The sequence below is a fragment of the Streptomyces sp. NPDC057302 genome, from assembly GCF_042667685.1.
In the GTDB taxonomy this organism is placed as follows: domain Bacteria; phylum Actinomycetota; class Actinomycetes; order Streptomycetales; family Streptomycetaceae; genus Streptomyces.
Genome location: NZ_JBHUZJ010000001.1, coordinates 158,584 through 172,695, shown reverse-complemented (window position 1 = coordinate 172,695; position 14,112 = coordinate 158,584). Strand labels below are relative to the sequence as shown.

The 14,112-nt window shown below is 71.0% G+C and carries 14 protein-coding genes; 5 read left to right on the top strand and 9 right to left on the bottom strand.

All coding sequences use genetic code 11. The features are described 5' to 3' along the window. Positions 1-15: 15 nt before the first annotated feature. The 3 genes from ACFUPX_RS00745 to ACFUPX_RS00735 are packed head-to-tail and all read right to left on the bottom strand — an operon-like array spanning position 16 to position 3,237. On the bottom strand, positions 16-912 hold the full coding sequence (locus ACFUPX_RS00745) for a carbohydrate ABC transporter permease (protein WP_383313628.1): 897 nt from the start codon (positions 910-912) through the stop codon (positions 16-18). Continuing rightward, entirely contained in the window at positions 905-1,906 is a 1,002-nt protein-coding gene (locus ACFUPX_RS00740) for a carbohydrate ABC transporter permease (RefSeq protein ID WP_383313626.1), read from the bottom strand. The genes ACFUPX_RS00745 and ACFUPX_RS00740 overlap by 8 nt, the downstream gene beginning before the upstream one ends. A gap of 11 nt (positions 1,907-1,917) precedes the next feature. Further along, positions 1,918-3,237 (bottom strand): ABC transporter substrate-binding protein, encoded by a 1,320-nt coding sequence (locus tag ACFUPX_RS00735; RefSeq protein WP_383313624.1) that lies wholly within the window; start codon positions 3,235-3,237, stop codon positions 1,918-1,920. Between the two features lie 188 nt (positions 3,238-3,425). Here ACFUPX_RS00735 and ACFUPX_RS00730 point away from each other — a divergent pair, with 188 nt between their 5' ends. Further along, positions 3,426-4,730: an ROK family protein gene (locus tag ACFUPX_RS00730; protein ID WP_383313622.1), complete on the top strand. Its 1,305-nt coding sequence runs from the start codon at positions 3,426-3,428 to the stop codon at positions 4,728-4,730. On the opposite strand, the gene ACFUPX_RS00725 is transcribed toward ACFUPX_RS00730, so the two are convergent. Next, positions 4,727-5,674 (bottom strand): helix-turn-helix domain-containing protein, encoded by a 948-nt coding sequence (locus tag ACFUPX_RS00725; RefSeq protein WP_383313620.1) that lies wholly within the window; start codon positions 5,672-5,674, stop codon positions 4,727-4,729. The genes ACFUPX_RS00730 and ACFUPX_RS00725 overlap by 4 nt on opposite strands. A 138-nt stretch (positions 5,675-5,812) precedes the next feature. Between ACFUPX_RS00725 and ACFUPX_RS00720 the strand changes: the two genes are divergently transcribed. From ACFUPX_RS00720 to ACFUPX_RS00710, 3 genes are read left to right on the top strand one after another with little or no spacing between them, the layout of a single operon-like run. Continuing rightward, on the top strand, positions 5,813-6,754 hold the full coding sequence (locus ACFUPX_RS00720) for an MBL fold metallo-hydrolase (protein WP_383313618.1): 942 nt from the start codon (positions 5,813-5,815) through the stop codon (positions 6,752-6,754). Next, positions 6,751-8,292 (top strand): carboxylesterase/lipase family protein, encoded by a 1,542-nt coding sequence (locus ACFUPX_RS00715; protein ID WP_383313616.1) that lies wholly within the window; start codon positions 6,751-6,753, stop codon positions 8,290-8,292. Before ACFUPX_RS00720 ends, ACFUPX_RS00715 begins: the two co-directional genes overlap by 4 nt. Before the next feature lie 55 nt (positions 8,293-8,347). Beyond that, positions 8,348-9,037, top strand: coding sequence for a YoaK family protein (locus ACFUPX_RS00710; protein ID WP_383313614.1), 690 nt, complete (start codon positions 8,348-8,350; stop codon positions 9,035-9,037). Positions 9,038-9,053: 16 nt separating this feature from the next. On the opposite strand, the gene ACFUPX_RS00705 is transcribed toward ACFUPX_RS00710, so the two are convergent. Both ACFUPX_RS00705 and ACFUPX_RS00700 read right to left on the bottom strand, forming a co-directional pair. Further along, the gene (locus tag ACFUPX_RS00705; RefSeq protein ID WP_383313612.1) at positions 9,054-9,524 is read right to left on the bottom strand and encodes an SRPBCC domain-containing protein; all 471 of its coding nucleotides are present in this window, start codon (positions 9,522-9,524) and stop codon (positions 9,054-9,056) included. Between the two features lie 75 nt (positions 9,525-9,599). Further along, positions 9,600-10,160 carry an NAD(P)H-dependent oxidoreductase gene (locus tag ACFUPX_RS00700; protein ID WP_383313610.1) on the bottom strand — a complete coding sequence of 187 codons (561 nt, stop codon included), beginning with the start codon at positions 10,158-10,160 and terminating at the stop codon, positions 9,600-9,602. Positions 10,161-10,294: 134 nt separating this feature from the next. Here ACFUPX_RS00700 and ACFUPX_RS00695 point away from each other — a divergent pair, with 134 nt between their 5' ends. Continuing rightward, positions 10,295-10,960: a TetR/AcrR family transcriptional regulator gene (locus ACFUPX_RS00695; protein WP_383313608.1), complete on the top strand. Its 666-nt coding sequence runs from the start codon at positions 10,295-10,297 to the stop codon at positions 10,958-10,960. On the opposite strand, the gene ACFUPX_RS00690 is transcribed toward ACFUPX_RS00695, so the two are convergent. The 3 genes from ACFUPX_RS00690 to ACFUPX_RS00680 form a co-directional block, all read right to left on the bottom strand. Then, the gene (locus ACFUPX_RS00690; RefSeq protein ID WP_383313606.1) at positions 10,949-11,611 is read right to left on the bottom strand and encodes a M15 family metallopeptidase; all 663 of its coding nucleotides are present in this window, start codon (positions 11,609-11,611) and stop codon (positions 10,949-10,951) included. The genes ACFUPX_RS00695 and ACFUPX_RS00690 overlap by 12 nt on opposite strands. Positions 11,612-11,729: 118 nt before the next feature. Then, positions 11,730-12,281 carry a DinB family protein gene (locus tag ACFUPX_RS00685; protein WP_383313604.1) on the bottom strand — a complete coding sequence of 184 codons (552 nt, stop codon included), beginning with the start codon at positions 12,279-12,281 and terminating at the stop codon, positions 11,730-11,732. Between the two features lie 66 nt (positions 12,282-12,347). After that, positions 12,348-14,054, bottom strand: coding sequence for an ABC transporter ATP-binding protein (locus tag ACFUPX_RS00680; RefSeq protein WP_383313906.1), 1,707 nt, complete (start codon positions 14,052-14,054; stop codon positions 12,348-12,350). Positions 14,055-14,112: the final 58 nt, after the last annotated feature.

Genomic DNA, 14,112 nt, shown 5'->3' with positions numbered 1-14,112 from the left:
GCGGGAGGGGGTGGGTCACTTGACGGCTCCGGCCGTGAGGCCGGCGACCAGATAGCGCTGGAGCAGGAGGAAGCCCGCGACCACCGGCACGCTCACGACCAGCGAGGCGGCCATGATCTGGTTCCAGTAGACGTCGTTCTGGGTGGAGTAGCCCTGCAGACCGATGGCGAGGGTGCGGGTGGCCTCGTTCGTCATGACGGAGGCGAAGAGCACTTCTCCCCAGGCGGTCATGAACGCGTAGACGGCGACCGCGACGATGCCGGGGATCGCGGCCGGCACGACGACCCTGAAGAGCGCTCCGACCGGCCCGCAGCCGTCGACGAGCGCCGCTTCGTCCAGGTCGCGCGGCACCGAGTCGAAGTACCCGATCAGCATCCAGATCGAGAAGGGCAGCGAGAAGGTCAGATACGTGAGGATGAGACCGGCCCGCGAGCCGAACAGGGCGATCCCCGTGGCGTTGCCGATGTTGACGTACATCAGGAACAGCGGCAGCAGGAACAGGATGCCGGGGAACATCTGGGTGGACAGGACCGTCACCGTGAAGACGCGCTTGCCGCGGAACTGGTAGCGGCTGACGGCGTAGGCAGCGAAGACGGCGATCACCACCGAGCAGACGGTGGCCGCGCCCGCCACGATCAGCGAGTTCATGAAGTACTTCGCCAGCGGGACGGTCTTCCAGATGTCGATGTACGGGCGGACGGTGAGCCCGCTCGGCATCCAGCGGAACTTGCCCGACACGTCTTCGAGGGGCTTGAGCGAGCTGGAGACCATCACGAACACCGGAAGCAGCACGAACCCGGTGAGCAGCGTCAGGAAGATCCGCCGTGACCACAGGAACGAGCGGGGCGCCGCCATCGGAGAGCGGGGTTTCGCGGCCCCGCGGGGCCGTGCCGCCATGCGGAGGCTAGACATGCACGGACTTCCTCTCGCGCGACGTGATCCACAGGTAGACGCCCGTCACCGCGAGCAGGAACAGGAGCAGCAGGACGGACATGGCCGAGCCGGTGCCGAAGTTCCAGGTGGCGAACGAGGATTGATAGATGTGGATGGAGATCAGGTCCGCCGCTTCGGGCGCCGCCCGGCCGAACAGGACGTACGGCGTGTTGAAGTCGTTGAACGTCCACAGGAAGAGCACGAGGACGAGGACCTGGTTGACCGGCCGCAGGGACGGCAGCGTGATGCGGCGGATCTGCTGCCACATCCCGGCGCCGTCCAGCGCTGCCGCCTCGTACATCTCCCTGGGGATGTTCTGCAGCCCGGCCATCATGATGAGGAAGGCGAACGGCCAGCCCTTCCACACCGAGACGGTGAGCAGCGCGACGAAGCTGTTGTCGCCGATGAGCCAGAACGGCGCGCTGTCGGTGAGGCCAAGCTGGTCGTGCAGCACATGGTTGATCAGGCCGTTGTCACGCTGGAACATGAAGCCCCAGGTGATCACCGCGGCATACACGGGCAGTGCGTACGGGACGAGGAAGAGCGCCCGGAGGAAGCCGCGCCCCTTGAACGCCTCCTGGAGGTAGATCGCGGCGGTCGTCCCGATCAGCCAGCAGAGGCCGACCGAGAGGAGGGTGAAGGCGCACGTGACGAAGAACGAGTGCAGCAGCGCCTCGCCCACCGGTGCGTCGAAGTCGACCGCGATCTCGTAGTTGTCCAGGCCCGACCAGGGCGCGGCGCCCCAGTCGCGGATGAAGAACTGCGTGAGTTCCTTGAAGCTCATCAGGGCGCCGATGACGATCGGCAGCAGATGGACGAGGAGTTCGAGCAGCAGGGCCGGGAGCAGCAGGAGGTACGGCAGGCCGATGCGGCGGAGCCGTCCGGGGCGGCGGCGCGGGCCCCGCTGTTTCTGCGGGGCGGTCGCGGGCGGCTCCTTCGCGTCCTGAACGATGGTCGTCGTGGTGGTGGTCATGGACGTGTCGCTCACTGCTGGGACATCTGCTGCTGAGCCTTGACCAGTTCGGCCTTCACCGACGCGGTGGTCACCTCACGGCCGGCCGCGGCGTCGGCGAAGAGCTTCTTGACGGCGGTGCCGACCGCGGTCTCGAACTGGGACTCGTTGGCCACCTGCGGCAGGGGCGCGGCGCTCTTGGCGAGGGTGTCGCGCAGCACCTTCAGCTCGGGGCGGTCGAAGGCGGCGTCCTCCTGGGCGGCCTTGACGGGCGGCACGGAGCCGTAGGACTTGCAGAGGATCTTCTGCTCCGCGTCGCTCGTCATGAACTTCACGAACTTCAGCGAGCCGTCGATGTTCTTGGTGTTCTTGAAGACGGCCATGTTGATGCCGGCGACCATCGAGTTGGTGGCCTTGCCCTGGCCCGGGGCGCCGGACTGGACCGGCACCGGCGCCACGCCCCACTCGTCGTCGCTCATGCCCTGCGACTTGAAGGTGGTGGCGGCGGCCTGCCAGAGCACCATCGCGGTCTTGCCCTTGGAGAAGTCGCTCAGAGACTGGTTCTGCGCGTACTCGGCGTTGCCCGGGGCGATGATCTTGTCCTTCGCCATCATGTCGACGTACTGCTTCACGGCCGCGACCGCGCCGTCCGAGGTGAAGTCGGCCTTGGCGTCCTTGGTGAAGAAGTCGGCGCCGTGCTGCTTGCCGAGGGCGAAGACCTGGTGGATGTTGTTGGAGAGGTTCGCCCCCTCCGCGCCCAGGGCCCACTTGCCGCCCTTGGAGATCTTCTTGCCGTCCTCGACCATCTCGTCCCAGGTGGCGGGCGGCTTCGCTATGCCGGCGTCCTCGAACATCTTTTTGTTGTAGTAGAGGGCGTACGCCATGGAGTACAGCGGGACGGCGGCCGGGTCCTTGTCCGGCGCCCCCGCCGAGCCGAGCGCGGACTCGACGAAGCGGTCCTTGCCGCCGATCTTCCCGAAGTTCTTCGCGTCCCAGGGCAGCAGGGCTCCGCTGGCCTGGAGTGACGCGCTCCAGGTGTTGCCGATGTTCAGGACGTCGGGGCCCTGGCCCGACGTCGTCGCGGTCAGGATCCGGTTCAGCAGGTCCGACCAGGGGACGACCTCGAGCTTGACCTTGATCCCCGTCTGCTTCTCGAACTTGGCGAGTTCGGGCTTGAGGATCTTCTTGTCCGCCTCGAGGTTGGGTCCTTGGTTCGACGCCCAGTAGGTCAGCGTCTTCGGCGAGTCGTTGGACCCTCCGCCGCCCGTCGTCGAACCGCCGCCGCAGGCGGACGCGGTGAGGGCGAGCGAGAGTGTGGCGGCGCCTACGGCGGCGGCTCGGAATCTGCGCATGGCTCCAGGTGTCCCTTCCGGAGGGAGTCATGGGGCGGATGGCCCAGTGCCGTAGGGAACCGGCGCTGTGTTCAACTCTTGAATGACCTCATGACTTAATTTAGGACGTGAGTTAAACCGGCAGGGAAGATACCGTCAAGGGGTCACACAGAACCAACTTCGAGGCAGAGCAGGCCGGAAGGAATCACATGGCTGGGCAGCGCAACGGGCGTACGGTGCACGACCTGCGGCGGGAGAACCGCGCCGCCGTACTGCAACGGCTGTACTTCGAGGGACCGATGAGCCGCTTCACGCTCGGCCCCGCCACCGGGCTGAGTTCAGGTTCCATCAGCAATGTCGTGGCCGAGCTGGTGACGGAGGGATGGGTGGAGGAGGCGGGCAGCGTGGAGTCCGACGGCGGGCGCCCGCGTACGCTCCTTCGGGTCGCGCCCGGCCGGGGTCAGCTGATCGGCGTGGACGTCGGCGAGACCCGCGTACGCGTCGAACTCTTCGACCTCTCCCTGTCCGAACTCGCCAGAGCGGAACGGCCGTTGACCCTGAAAGGCCATGACCCCGGCGGCATCGCCGAGCACATCCGCGATGGGATCGGCGAGGTCCTCGACACGGCGGGCGTCACGGACGAGGGGCTCCTCGGCGTCGGGATCGGTGTACCCGGAATCGTCGCGCGCGACGGAGAGCTCGGTGCCGTCGTGCACGGGCAGACCATCGGCTGGGACGCGGTCCCGCTGGAGTCACTGCTCCGGGACACGGACCGGGGGGCGACTCAACTCCCATCATCCGTACCGTATTTCATCGACAACGGCGCCAAGACGCTCGGCCAGGCGGAGATGTGGTTCGGCGCCGGACGCGGGACGCGCAACGCGGTGGTCGTCCTGTTCGGTTCGGGTGTCGGCGCGTGCGTCGTCACCGAGGACGCGGAGCACGGCCGCGCCGTCGAGTGGGGGCACCTCACCGTGCGGGTGCAGGGCAGACGGTGCCGGTGCGGTGCGCACGGCTGCCTGGAGGCGTACGCGGGGGCGGAGGCGCTGCTCGAACGGTGGCAGGAGGCGGGCGGGCGTCCGCCCGGGGGCATGGACGAGGAGTCCGGGCTCACCGCCATGCTCAACGCCGCCTATCCGCAGAGCGGCGGCGCCGCAGACCCGACGGCTCTGCTGGTCCTGGAGGAGACCGCCGAATACCTGGGGGCGGGTCTCTCCGACCTGATCAACCTCTTCCAGCCGGAGCGGATCCTGGTCGGCGGCTGGGCCGGACTCCAGCTCGGGCAGCGCTTCCTGACCGCCGTGAAGCGCTACATCCCCACCTACGCGCTGTCCTACCCGGCGGGGCGCGTCAGCATCGGGCTCGGACGGCTCGGCCCGGACGCGGTGACCGTCGGCGCGGCGACGCTCCCGCTGGCCGACTTCTTCGCGCGGGGCGGGCGGCGGGCCGCGCCGGTCCGCGAGGCCGAACTGCCGGGCTGGCAGACGGCGTTGGAGGGGCGCTCGCCTTCCTAATTCCTGGAGCTTGTCCCGGGCCCGGAGACCGGGGCACGCTTCGACCGGTCCGCGTCGCGGCGGGTGTGGTCGTCGGCGGGGGCGGTTGCGGCGATGGCGGTGGCTTGCGCGAGGAGGCTGACGGCTTGCCGCGACGGCGAGCCGGGCTCGGTGACGGCGAGCACCAGGTGCTGGTCAGCGGCCTGGGGGAGGTTGAGGCTCTGCTGGGTCACGGTGAGGGTGCCGACGAGAGGGTGGCGCATCTCGTAGCTGGCGAAGTCGCAGGGGTGCACCCGGTGGCCCGCCCACATGGCGGCGAACTCCGTGCTCTTGACCGTGAGTTCACCGATCAGCGAGGCAAGCAGCGTGTCGTCGGGGTGGCGTCCCGCGACCATCCGCAGATTCTCGACGACCGCCTTGGCCTTCGCGGGCCAGTCGGCGTACAGCGCGCGGGTGTGGGGGTCCAGGAAGAGCATCCTCGCCAGGTTGGGGCGCTCCCCCGCCCGCTGGGGGCTGTCCGGGCTCATATGCGCCGCGAACAGCGCGTGCCCGAGGTCGTTCCAGGCGAGGACGTCGGCGCGGCGGCCGCTGATCAGTGCCGGAACGCTCTCCAGGGTGCTCAGGAGGTGGAGGGTGGTCGTTCCTGCCTGCTCGGGTCGCGGCCGACGGGCGGGGGTCCGCCTCCGGCCCGCGTCGGCAAGGTCGTGCAGATGCCTGCGCTCCAGTTCGTTGAGGCACAGGGCGCGGGCGACGGCGTCCAGGATCTCGGGGGACGCCCCGGTCGACTGGCCCTGCTCAAGCCTGGTGTAGTACGAGGCGCTGACACCGGCGAGCAGCGCGATCTCTTCCCTGCGCAGACCCGCCACGCGCCGCCGGTCGCCGTAGTCCTTCAGGCCGACGTCCGCGGGACGCAGCTGGGAACGCCGTGCGTACAGGAAGTCGCCGAGCCGGCCTCGTTCGCTCATGTCCCCCAGTCTGCATCGGCCCGCGTACGGCAGCCTGACCCTGTCCGGGGTAGGCAGCGGCGGGTCTGGCTGACCTGCGCGGACCCGACGACGGTGGTGGTTCCGAAGCCACGCCGACCCCGGTCATGGAGCACTCTCATGGAACAGATCGAACTCGGTGACGTCAGCGTCACCCGCGTCAAGGAGTACTACGGCCCCGTCGACATGACGCCGGGCCAATTCCTCCCCACCGCCCCGGAGGACTCCTGGCGCGACGACAGCGCCTGGCACGCGCCCGACTTCCTCGACCCGCGGACGAACATCGTCAACTCCGCGATCCAGAGCTGGCTGCTGCGCAGCCAGGGGAAGACCATCCTCGTCGACACGGGCGTGGGCAACCACAAGGAGCGTCCGTACTCCCCGGTGTGGAGCCACTTGCGCACCGGCTTCCTCGACGGCCTGGCGCGAGCGGGGGTCTCCCCCGAGGACGTCGACATCGTGATCAATACGCATCTGCACATCGACCACGTCGGCTGGAACACCCGCCTGGACGGCAGGGACTGGGTCCCCACCTTCCCGAACGCCACCTACCTGATGGCCAAGGACGACTACGACTTCTGGAACCCCGAGAACGGCCACGAGTCCCTGCTCGGCCGCGGCAACCAGAACGTCTTCGAGGACAGCGTCGCCCCGGTGCACCGGGCGGGCCAGGTGCACCTCTGGGAAGGCAGCCACCGCATCGACACCGACCTGCTCCTCGAAGCCGCCCCTGGGCACACCCCCGGATCCAGTGTTCTCACGCTCGCCAGCGGGACGGACCGCGCGGTCTTCGTGGGCGACCTCCTGCACAGTGTCGTCCAGCTCGTCGATCCGGAGCACAACAGTTGCTTCTGCGAGGACCCCGCCGGTGCCCGCGCCACGCGCCGGCGGATCCTGGGCTGGGCCGCCGACCACAACGCGCTCGTCGTTCCCGCGCATCTGGGCGGCCACGCCGCGGCCGAGGTCGAGCGCTCGGGCAACGCGTTCGCCATCAAGGGGTGGGCTCCCTTCACGCCGTACGCGCGTGAAGGTGAAGGCGAGGCACAGGTGGCGAAGGCATGACCACCGAGCACCGCACGGGAACCCATGGCGGAACCCGCACCGTGACCACCGCGCAGGGCGTGGTCGCCGGAACCCGCCACGAGGGCGTCGCCGTCTTCCGCGGCGTCCCGTATGCCGCGCCCCCGGCCCGCACCGGACGCTTCGCCGCGCCGCAGCCGCGCGCCGCGTGGGACGGCGTCCGGGACGCGACCGCGGCGGGGCCGACCGCGCCGCAGCCCGAGCGGAACCTGGGCTCCATCGACATGTCGCCCTACTTCGGCCCCGGTTGGGTGCCCGGCGACGACTACCTCACCGTCGACATCTGGACCCCCGACCACCCCGGCAGCCAGAACCAGAGCCAGAGCCACAGCCAGCCCATGCCGGTCATGGTCTTCGTGCACGGCGGAGGCTTCGTGGCGGGTTCGACGAGGGCGAGCCTGTACGACGGCGCCGCCTTCGCGCGCGACGGAGTCGTCCTGGTGAGCGTCAACTACCGCCTCGGTGCGGCCGGTTTCCTCGACCTGCCAGGCGCACCCCGCAACCGCGGTCTGCTCGACGTCATCGCCGCCCTGCGCTGGGTACGGCAGAACATCGCCGCGTTCGGCGGCGACCCCGACCAGGTCACGCTCTTCGGCCAGTCCGCGGGCGCCACCCTCACCGGCGCCGTCGTCGCCGAGCCCGAGAGCAGAGGCCTCGTCCGACGCGCCATCGTGCAGAGCGGCAGCGGCCTCGGCGCCTTCTCGCCCGAGCAGGCGGCCCGGGTGACCGAGGCGGCAGCCGCCGCTCTGGGCGTCGCTCCGCACGCCGAGGCCTTCGAGACCCTCTCCGACGCGCGCCTGGTCGAGGCCACGGCGGGACTGAGCGGCATCGACCTGCGGACCGCCACCGCCTACGACCCGCTGATCGGGCTCAGCCCCTTCAGCGTGGTCGCGGACCGCCAGCCCGCCGACGCCGTCGCCGCCGGGCACGGCAGCACCGGCATCGATCTCCTCGTCGGCACCAACACCGAGGAGGGCAACCTCTACCTCGTCCCCTCCGGCGCCTACGCCACCTCGACCATGGCCGATGTCCGCGCCGCCGCCGAACGCTCGCACCCCCAACCGGACTTGCTCGTCGCCGCCTATCGCGCGGCGCGCCCGAAGGCCACCCCGGGAGAGCTGCGCTCGGCCGTCATGGGCGACGCGCTGTTCGGCGCCGGCAGCCGGGCGCTGGCCGATGCCCACGCCGAGCGGTCCTCCGGCGCCACCTACAGCTATCTGTTCGACTGGCGCTCGCGCGCCTTCGACGGCCTGCTGGGCGCCACACACACGGTCGAGCTCCCCTTCGTCTTCGGCCTGGACCCGGCGCAACTGCGGGGCCCCGACGCCCTGTTCGGCCCCGGCACCCCGCCTCCCGACCTGGCTCCCCGGATGCATGCCGCCTGGGTGCGGTTCGCCCGCTCCGGTGACCCCGGCTGGGCGCCGTACGACACCCGCCGCCGGGCCACGGCAGTGATCGGCGACCGCTGGACGGTTCGTGAAGACCCCGGAGGCGAGGTGCGCCGGATCTGGGAACGGTGAGGTGAACTCGGCGGCACCCGGTCGGGGCGCGGTGCGTCCCTGCCGAAGAGACGGTATGAACTCATTGCTCGACCGGGCCGCCGCCCGCCTCTTCCCCGACACCGAGGGCCACCACGGCGTACTGCCTCCGCTGCTCGTGCTCCTGACCTTCGTCACCGGTCTTGTCGACGCCGTCAGTTATCTCGGCCTCGACCGCGTCTTCGTCGCCAACATGACCGGCAATGTGGTCTTCCTGGGCTTCGCGCTCGCGGGTGACGTGCAGCTGTCCGCGACCGCCTCGCTCCTGGCGGTCGGCGCGTTCGTGGCCGGTGCCTGGGCGGGTGGCCTGATCGCGCCGCGGGTCGCGCGGCCACTGCGGCTGTTCGCGGTCCTCGTCGCGGCGCACGCCGTACTGACGGCGGCGGCCCTGGCGATCGACCTCGCCGCCGACGCCCGGCATGTTCTGATCGTGCTGCTCGCGCTCGGCATGGGGCTCCAGAACGCCGTGGTCGGCAAGGTCGCCGTACCTGATCTGACCACGACCGTCCTGACCCGCACCCTGACCGGCCTTGCCTCCGACCGGCCTGGTCCGGCGTCCGTGCGCAGGTTCGTGTCCGTCGCCGCCATGTTCACCGGGGCGCTGGCGGGCGGGCTGCTGCAGCTTCAGCACGGCACGGCCGCCGCGCTCGCGCCCGCGATCCTGCTGCTCGCCGCCGTCGCCCTGACGGCGTGGCTCCGGGGCGCGGCCGAGCTGCGCGCGGACTGAAGGACGCCCGCCGCGTCTAGCGCGCGCCCTCGACGAGCCGGGCGAGATTGGCCAGCGCCATGCGCGTCCCCGTCTCGTTGTCGGCGGCCGGGATGTCGGCGGGGATCCCTTCGTGCACGACGAGGACAGCGGTTCCGCCGTCCTCGTCGGTGAGCGTGGTCGTCATCGTCATCGTGGTGCTCAGCGCGGGATCCGCGCTCTCGAACGCGAGCACTTCGACGACCTGCTCGTCCGGCACGAGCTTCGCGAAGTGGCCGTGGTACGTGTCGGTGTGCGAGGCCGACTTGCCCGTGCCGGACGGTGTGTCGTAGGTGAGCGAGACGCGGAACCGCCCGCCTTCGCGGGCGTCGAAGGTGTGCACGTGGCCGCTCATGCCGTCCGGCACCCGCCAGCGGGCGATCGCGTCCGCGTCCAGAAGCGCCCGGTAGACGGCCGCGCGCGGGGCATTCACGTGCCCGGACACCTGTGTCGAGTACGTCGAGTACATGGCGTCCAATCTAGGGCCCCGGCCGCCCGCACGAGCTCGGTACGCGGCTCGGGCGAGCAGCCCCGCGCGAGCGCGTCAGGCAGCGGCGGGCGTGGCCTGCTCCGTGAGGCGGGCGACGACCTCGGTGAGGGCGGTGGCCACCTCGGTGTCGTCGGCCGGGTGGGTCTCGGCGAAGCGCGTCAGGGAGCCGGGGATGGACAGCTTGGCGTCCTCGATGACCGCGCCACCGGCGATGCCCGCGGCCTTGCGGGCCTCGTCCTGCGCCCACACGCCGCCGTACTGGCCAAAGGCGGTGCCGACGACGGCGACCGGCTTGCCGGAGAGCGCGCCGGCGCCGTACGGGCGGGACAGCCAGTCGATCGCGTTCTTCAGGACAGCGGGCATGGTGCCGTTGTACTCGGGCGAGAAGAGCAGGAAGGCGTCGGCGCCACCGGCCACCTGGCGCAGGTGGGCCGCGGCGGCCGGGACGCCGCCCTCGACGTCGATGTCCTCGTTGTAGAAGGGCACGTCCGCGAGGCCCTCGAACAGCTCGACGTCCACGCCCGCGGGAGCGTGCTTGGCCGCGGCCTCGGCGAGCTGGCGGTTGTGGGAGCCGGTGCGGAGGCTGCCGACGAGGGCGAGGATGCGTACAGACATGGCGGAACTCCTGAAAGACGTACGGACGGAAGTCGTATAAGGGCCGTGCAGCAAGCGGACCGGGGTCCGTTTAAAGTTCTACCACCTATCCGGACCGCGGTCCACTTATCTGTGGGGAGCGTTACGCTGGACCCATGACCGGCTCCGCTCTCCCGCCCCTCCCCTCGCCCGGCAAACCGGCCGGGGCGACCGAGCTCACCCTCACCCCGATCGGCGGACAGGCGCCGCTCAGGGCCGACGCGGCACGCAACCGCACGCGCCTGCTGGAGGCAGCATCGGAGCTGCTGGCGGGCTGCGGGGCCGCGCAGCTGACCATGGACGCGGTGGCCTCGGCGGCCGGGGTCGGCAAAGGAACCGTCTTCCGGCGCTTCGGCGACCGCACCGGGCTCCTGGTCGCCCTGCTCGACCACAGCGAGCAGCAGTTCCAGGCCGCCTTCCTCACGGGCCCGGCCCCGCTGGGCCCCGACGCACCGCCCCTGGAGCGTCTGCACGCGTTCGGCCCCGCCGCCATCCGGCACGAGCGCAACCATCACGAACTGGTCCTGTCCTCCAGGACCGACCCACTGCGCGCCTATGCCGTGCCGGCGAGCCGCCTGCGCCTCACGCACGTGACGCTGCTGCTGCGCCAGGCGGGCGTCGCGGGGGACGCCGAGCTGCTCGCGCACGCCCTGCTCGGCTCCATCGACGGGGTCCTCGTCCACCACCTGACCGTCGAGCTGGGCATGCCGCTCGACCGCGTGGAGGCCGGGTGGCACGACCTCGTCACCCGGCTGACGGCGGACCCGCCCTCAGCGGCCTGAGCCCACCTCCCCGTAGAGGGCGTGCGGCGCACTCGTCGCCAGGGCCCAGTAGCGGTCGCCGTAGGACCAATGCCACCACTCGGTGGGGTAGTTGACCAGGCCCGCTTCCTCCAGCGCCGCACCCAGGATCTTACGGTTGTGCCGGGCGAGGGCGGAGATGTTGTCGGCGTCCGTGTAGCAGGCGCCCTCGCTCTCCTCCGGGTCCGCGTTCATCCGGGTGCCCAGGTCGAGTTCACGGCCGTCGGCGTCGGCGAGCGTCAGGTCCACGGCGGAGCCCGCGCTGTGCGGTGCGATCTCCGGCGGCGAGACATAGCGGCTCGCCGCCGCGTGGACGCGCTCGGCGGGCCAGGTGGGGTGGAGGGCCTGCAACTGGCCCTCGTACTCCTCGAAATAGCCGCGCTGCAGCCACGGCGGGCGGTAGCCCTCGACGAACAGCAGGCGCAGTCCATCGGGCAGCAGCGTCTGGGCGTGCAGAAGCCGGGCCAGGACCCCTTCGCGCAGCCTGGCGAAGGCGTCCTCGGCATCCTGGGCGCGGGTGTCCACCAGGAGCGCGCCGCCGTGGCGTACGTCCACGAGACGCTCCCCGCACTCCTCGACCGGCACGGCGGCCACCTTCGGGTCGGACATCAACATGATCTTGCTCGGGCTCATGGAGAGATCATCGCCGTTGCCGCCCGGGGAGGTCCTTCCGGGGCGGGTCGAATCGAGGGCGCTGGAGTGGTCCGGTCGCACGGGTCGCACGGGTCGCACGGGTCGCACGGGCCGATCCCTACACCCCGATCGCCCCGTCGATCCGCTCACGGAGCAGGTCGGCGTGGCCGTTGTGCCGCGCGTACTCCTCGATCAGGTGGATGAGCACCCAGCGCAGCGACACCGTTCCGCGCCAGCCGTCGTGGCCCTCGATGTCCAGGTCGGGTGCCTCGGCGGCGAAGCGGTCGGCGAAGGCCGTCTCGGCGCGCCAGGCCTGCCACGCGGCGGCGATCACGGCAGGGTCGGGCGCGGCGCCGTCGAAGTCCTGGTCGGGGTCGGTGTCCGTGCCGAAGAGGAGTGGTACGTCCTGACCGGCCAGCACGCGGCGGAACCAGCGGCGCTCCACATCGGCGAGGTGCCGGACGAGGCCGAGCAGCGAGAGCGTGGAGGGCTCCACGGACCGCAGGGCCAACTCGGCCTCCAGGCCCGCGCACTTGAGCTCCAGCGTCTTGCGCTGGGCGGCGAGGAAGCCGGCGAGCATCTGCCGCTCGTCGCCGGTGGTCCGTGCGCCGAGCCGGTCGTCCCGCTCCTCGTCCACGAAGAGTTCCGCTCGCCTGCGTCCGCTGGTCATGGCCGCCATCCAACCGGAACGTCATGTGCGGGGCCAGTAGTTATCCGCGGCCGGGGGCCGGGGCGGTCATGCCGTCGTCGCGAGGAACTGGGTCGCCGCCAGCTCTCCGTACAGAGGATCGGCGGCGACCAGCTCCTCGTGGGTTCCGGACGCGCGGACCCGCCCCGCGTCCATCACCACGATCCGGCCGGCCAGCGTCACCGTCGAGAGGCGGTGCGCCACCACGAGGACGGTCACCTCGCGGGAGACCTCGGCGACGACGTCACGCAGAGCCAGTTCGTTCACCGCGTCGAGCTGCGAGGTCGCCTCGTCCAGGAGCAGGAGGCGTGGCTTGCGCAGCAACGCCCTCGCGATCGCCACGCGTTGGCGTTCGCCGCCGGACAGCTGGGATCCGCGGTGTCCGACCAGCGTCTCCAGGCCGTCCGGCAGCCGTTCGACGAGGGTGTCGAGACGGGCGCGTACGAGAACGTCCTGGATCTCCTCGTCGGTCGCGCCGGGCGCCCCGAAGACCAGGTTCTCGCGCACGGTGCCCGCGAGCACGGGCGCGTCCTGCTCCACGTAGCCGATGACGGAACGGAGTTCGGCGAGCGGCCAGTCGTGCACGTCACGCCCGTCGACGAGGACGCGGCCGCCCGTCGCGTCGTAGAAGCGCTCCAGAAGACCGAAGACGGTGGTCTTGCCCGCGCCCGAAGGGCCGACGAAGGCGGTCATGCCGGGGCCCGGGATGTCGAAGCTCACGCCGTGATGGACGTACGGAAGGCCCTCCCGGTAGCGGAAGGTGACATCCTCGAAGGTGACGGCGGCGGGGTCGTGCCGCGCCGGGTGCCTCACGGGCTCGGTGACGTCCTCCGTCTCCAGGCGTTCGGCCCGTACGATCCGCGCGATGGCCGCCGAGCCGATCTGGTACTGCGAGACGCCCTCGACGAGGCGGGAGACCGGGTCGATCAGATAGAAGAGGAAGAGCAGGAACGCCACGAGCGTCGAGACCGAGATCGCGCCGGAGGCGACCCGCGCGCCGCCGATGCCGAGGACCGCGAGGAACGAGACCTGCACGGCGAAACCGACCGAACTCCACGCCACCGCCTGCCACTTGGCGGACCGCACCCCGTGCCGCCAGGCCTCCTCCGCGGCGGCCCGCACGGCCGCGGTCTCGCGCTCCTCGGCGCCTGAGGCCTTGAGCGTGCGGAACGCGCCGAACGCCCGCTCCAGCGCGGTCGAGATCGTGCCGACGGCTTCCTGGGCCCGCTCCGTCGCCCGCGCGATCTTCGGCATCACCAGGGCCACCGCGCCGCCGATGAGCACGATCACGCCGAGGGTGACGCCGAGCAGGACCATGTCCATGAGGCCCATCATCACGATCGTCGCGACGAAGGTGAGGCCGCCCGCGACGGCGGACACCACGGACTGCGTGGTGACCGCGCGCAGCAGTGTCGTGTCCGAGGTGATCCGGGACATCAGGTCACCCGGCTGGGTGCGCTCCACCTCCGGCAGGCGCAGGCGCAGCAGCCGCCCTATGAGGGTGCGCCGGGCCGCGAGCACCACGGATTCGGCGGTGCGTTCGAGGACGTAGGCGCCGACGGACTCGATGGCGGTGCCGATCACCACGAGCGCGGTGAGCAGCAGGATGATCCCGGCGATCGAGTCGTCGCTGCCGAGCCGGTCCACCAGGGCCTTCGCGGCGAGGGGCTGGGCGAGGCCGGTCGCGGCGCCGATCAGTGTGCAGAGGGCGCCGAGGGCGACGGCCCAGCGGTGCGGGCGGAAGTAGCGGTACAGCGCCCGCCAGGTCTCCGCCCCGGAGAGCCGCTCCTGCGCCGCCTTCTTGGGCGTCGGC

Coding starts and splice junctions, on each gene's coding strand:
- ACFUPX_RS00745 (WP_383313628.1), bottom strand. CDS start 912: ATGTCTAGCCTCCGCATGGCGGCACGGCCCCGCGGGGCCGCGAAACCC.
- ACFUPX_RS00740 (WP_383313626.1), bottom strand. CDS start 1,906: ATGACCACCACCACGACGACCATCGTTCAGGACGCGAAGGAGCCGCCC.
- ACFUPX_RS00735 (WP_383313624.1), bottom strand. CDS start 3,237: ATGCGCAGATTCCGAGCCGCCGCCGTAGGCGCCGCCACACTCTCGCTC.
- ACFUPX_RS00730 (WP_383313622.1), top strand. CDS start 3,426: ATGGCTGGGCAGCGCAACGGGCGTACGGTGCACGACCTGCGGCGGGAG.
- ACFUPX_RS00725 (WP_383313620.1), bottom strand. CDS start 5,674: ATGAGCGAACGAGGCCGGCTCGGCGACTTCCTGTACGCACGGCGTTCC.
- ACFUPX_RS00720 (WP_383313618.1), top strand. CDS start 5,813: ATGGAACAGATCGAACTCGGTGACGTCAGCGTCACCCGCGTCAAGGAG.
- ACFUPX_RS00715 (WP_383313616.1), top strand. CDS start 6,751: ATGACCACCGAGCACCGCACGGGAACCCATGGCGGAACCCGCACCGTG.
- ACFUPX_RS00710 (WP_383313614.1), top strand. CDS start 8,348: ATGAACTCATTGCTCGACCGGGCCGCCGCCCGCCTCTTCCCCGACACC.
- ACFUPX_RS00705 (WP_383313612.1), bottom strand. CDS start 9,524: ATGTACTCGACGTACTCGACACAGGTGTCCGGGCACGTGAATGCCCCG.
- ACFUPX_RS00700 (WP_383313610.1), bottom strand. CDS start 10,160: ATGTCTGTACGCATCCTCGCCCTCGTCGGCAGCCTCCGCACCGGCTCC.
- ACFUPX_RS00695 (WP_383313608.1), top strand. CDS start 10,295: ATGACCGGCTCCGCTCTCCCGCCCCTCCCCTCGCCCGGCAAACCGGCC.
- ACFUPX_RS00690 (WP_383313606.1), bottom strand. CDS start 11,611: ATGAGCCCGAGCAAGATCATGTTGATGTCCGACCCGAAGGTGGCCGCC.
- ACFUPX_RS00685 (WP_383313604.1), bottom strand. CDS start 12,281: ATGACCAGCGGACGCAGGCGAGCGGAACTCTTCGTGGACGAGGAGCGG.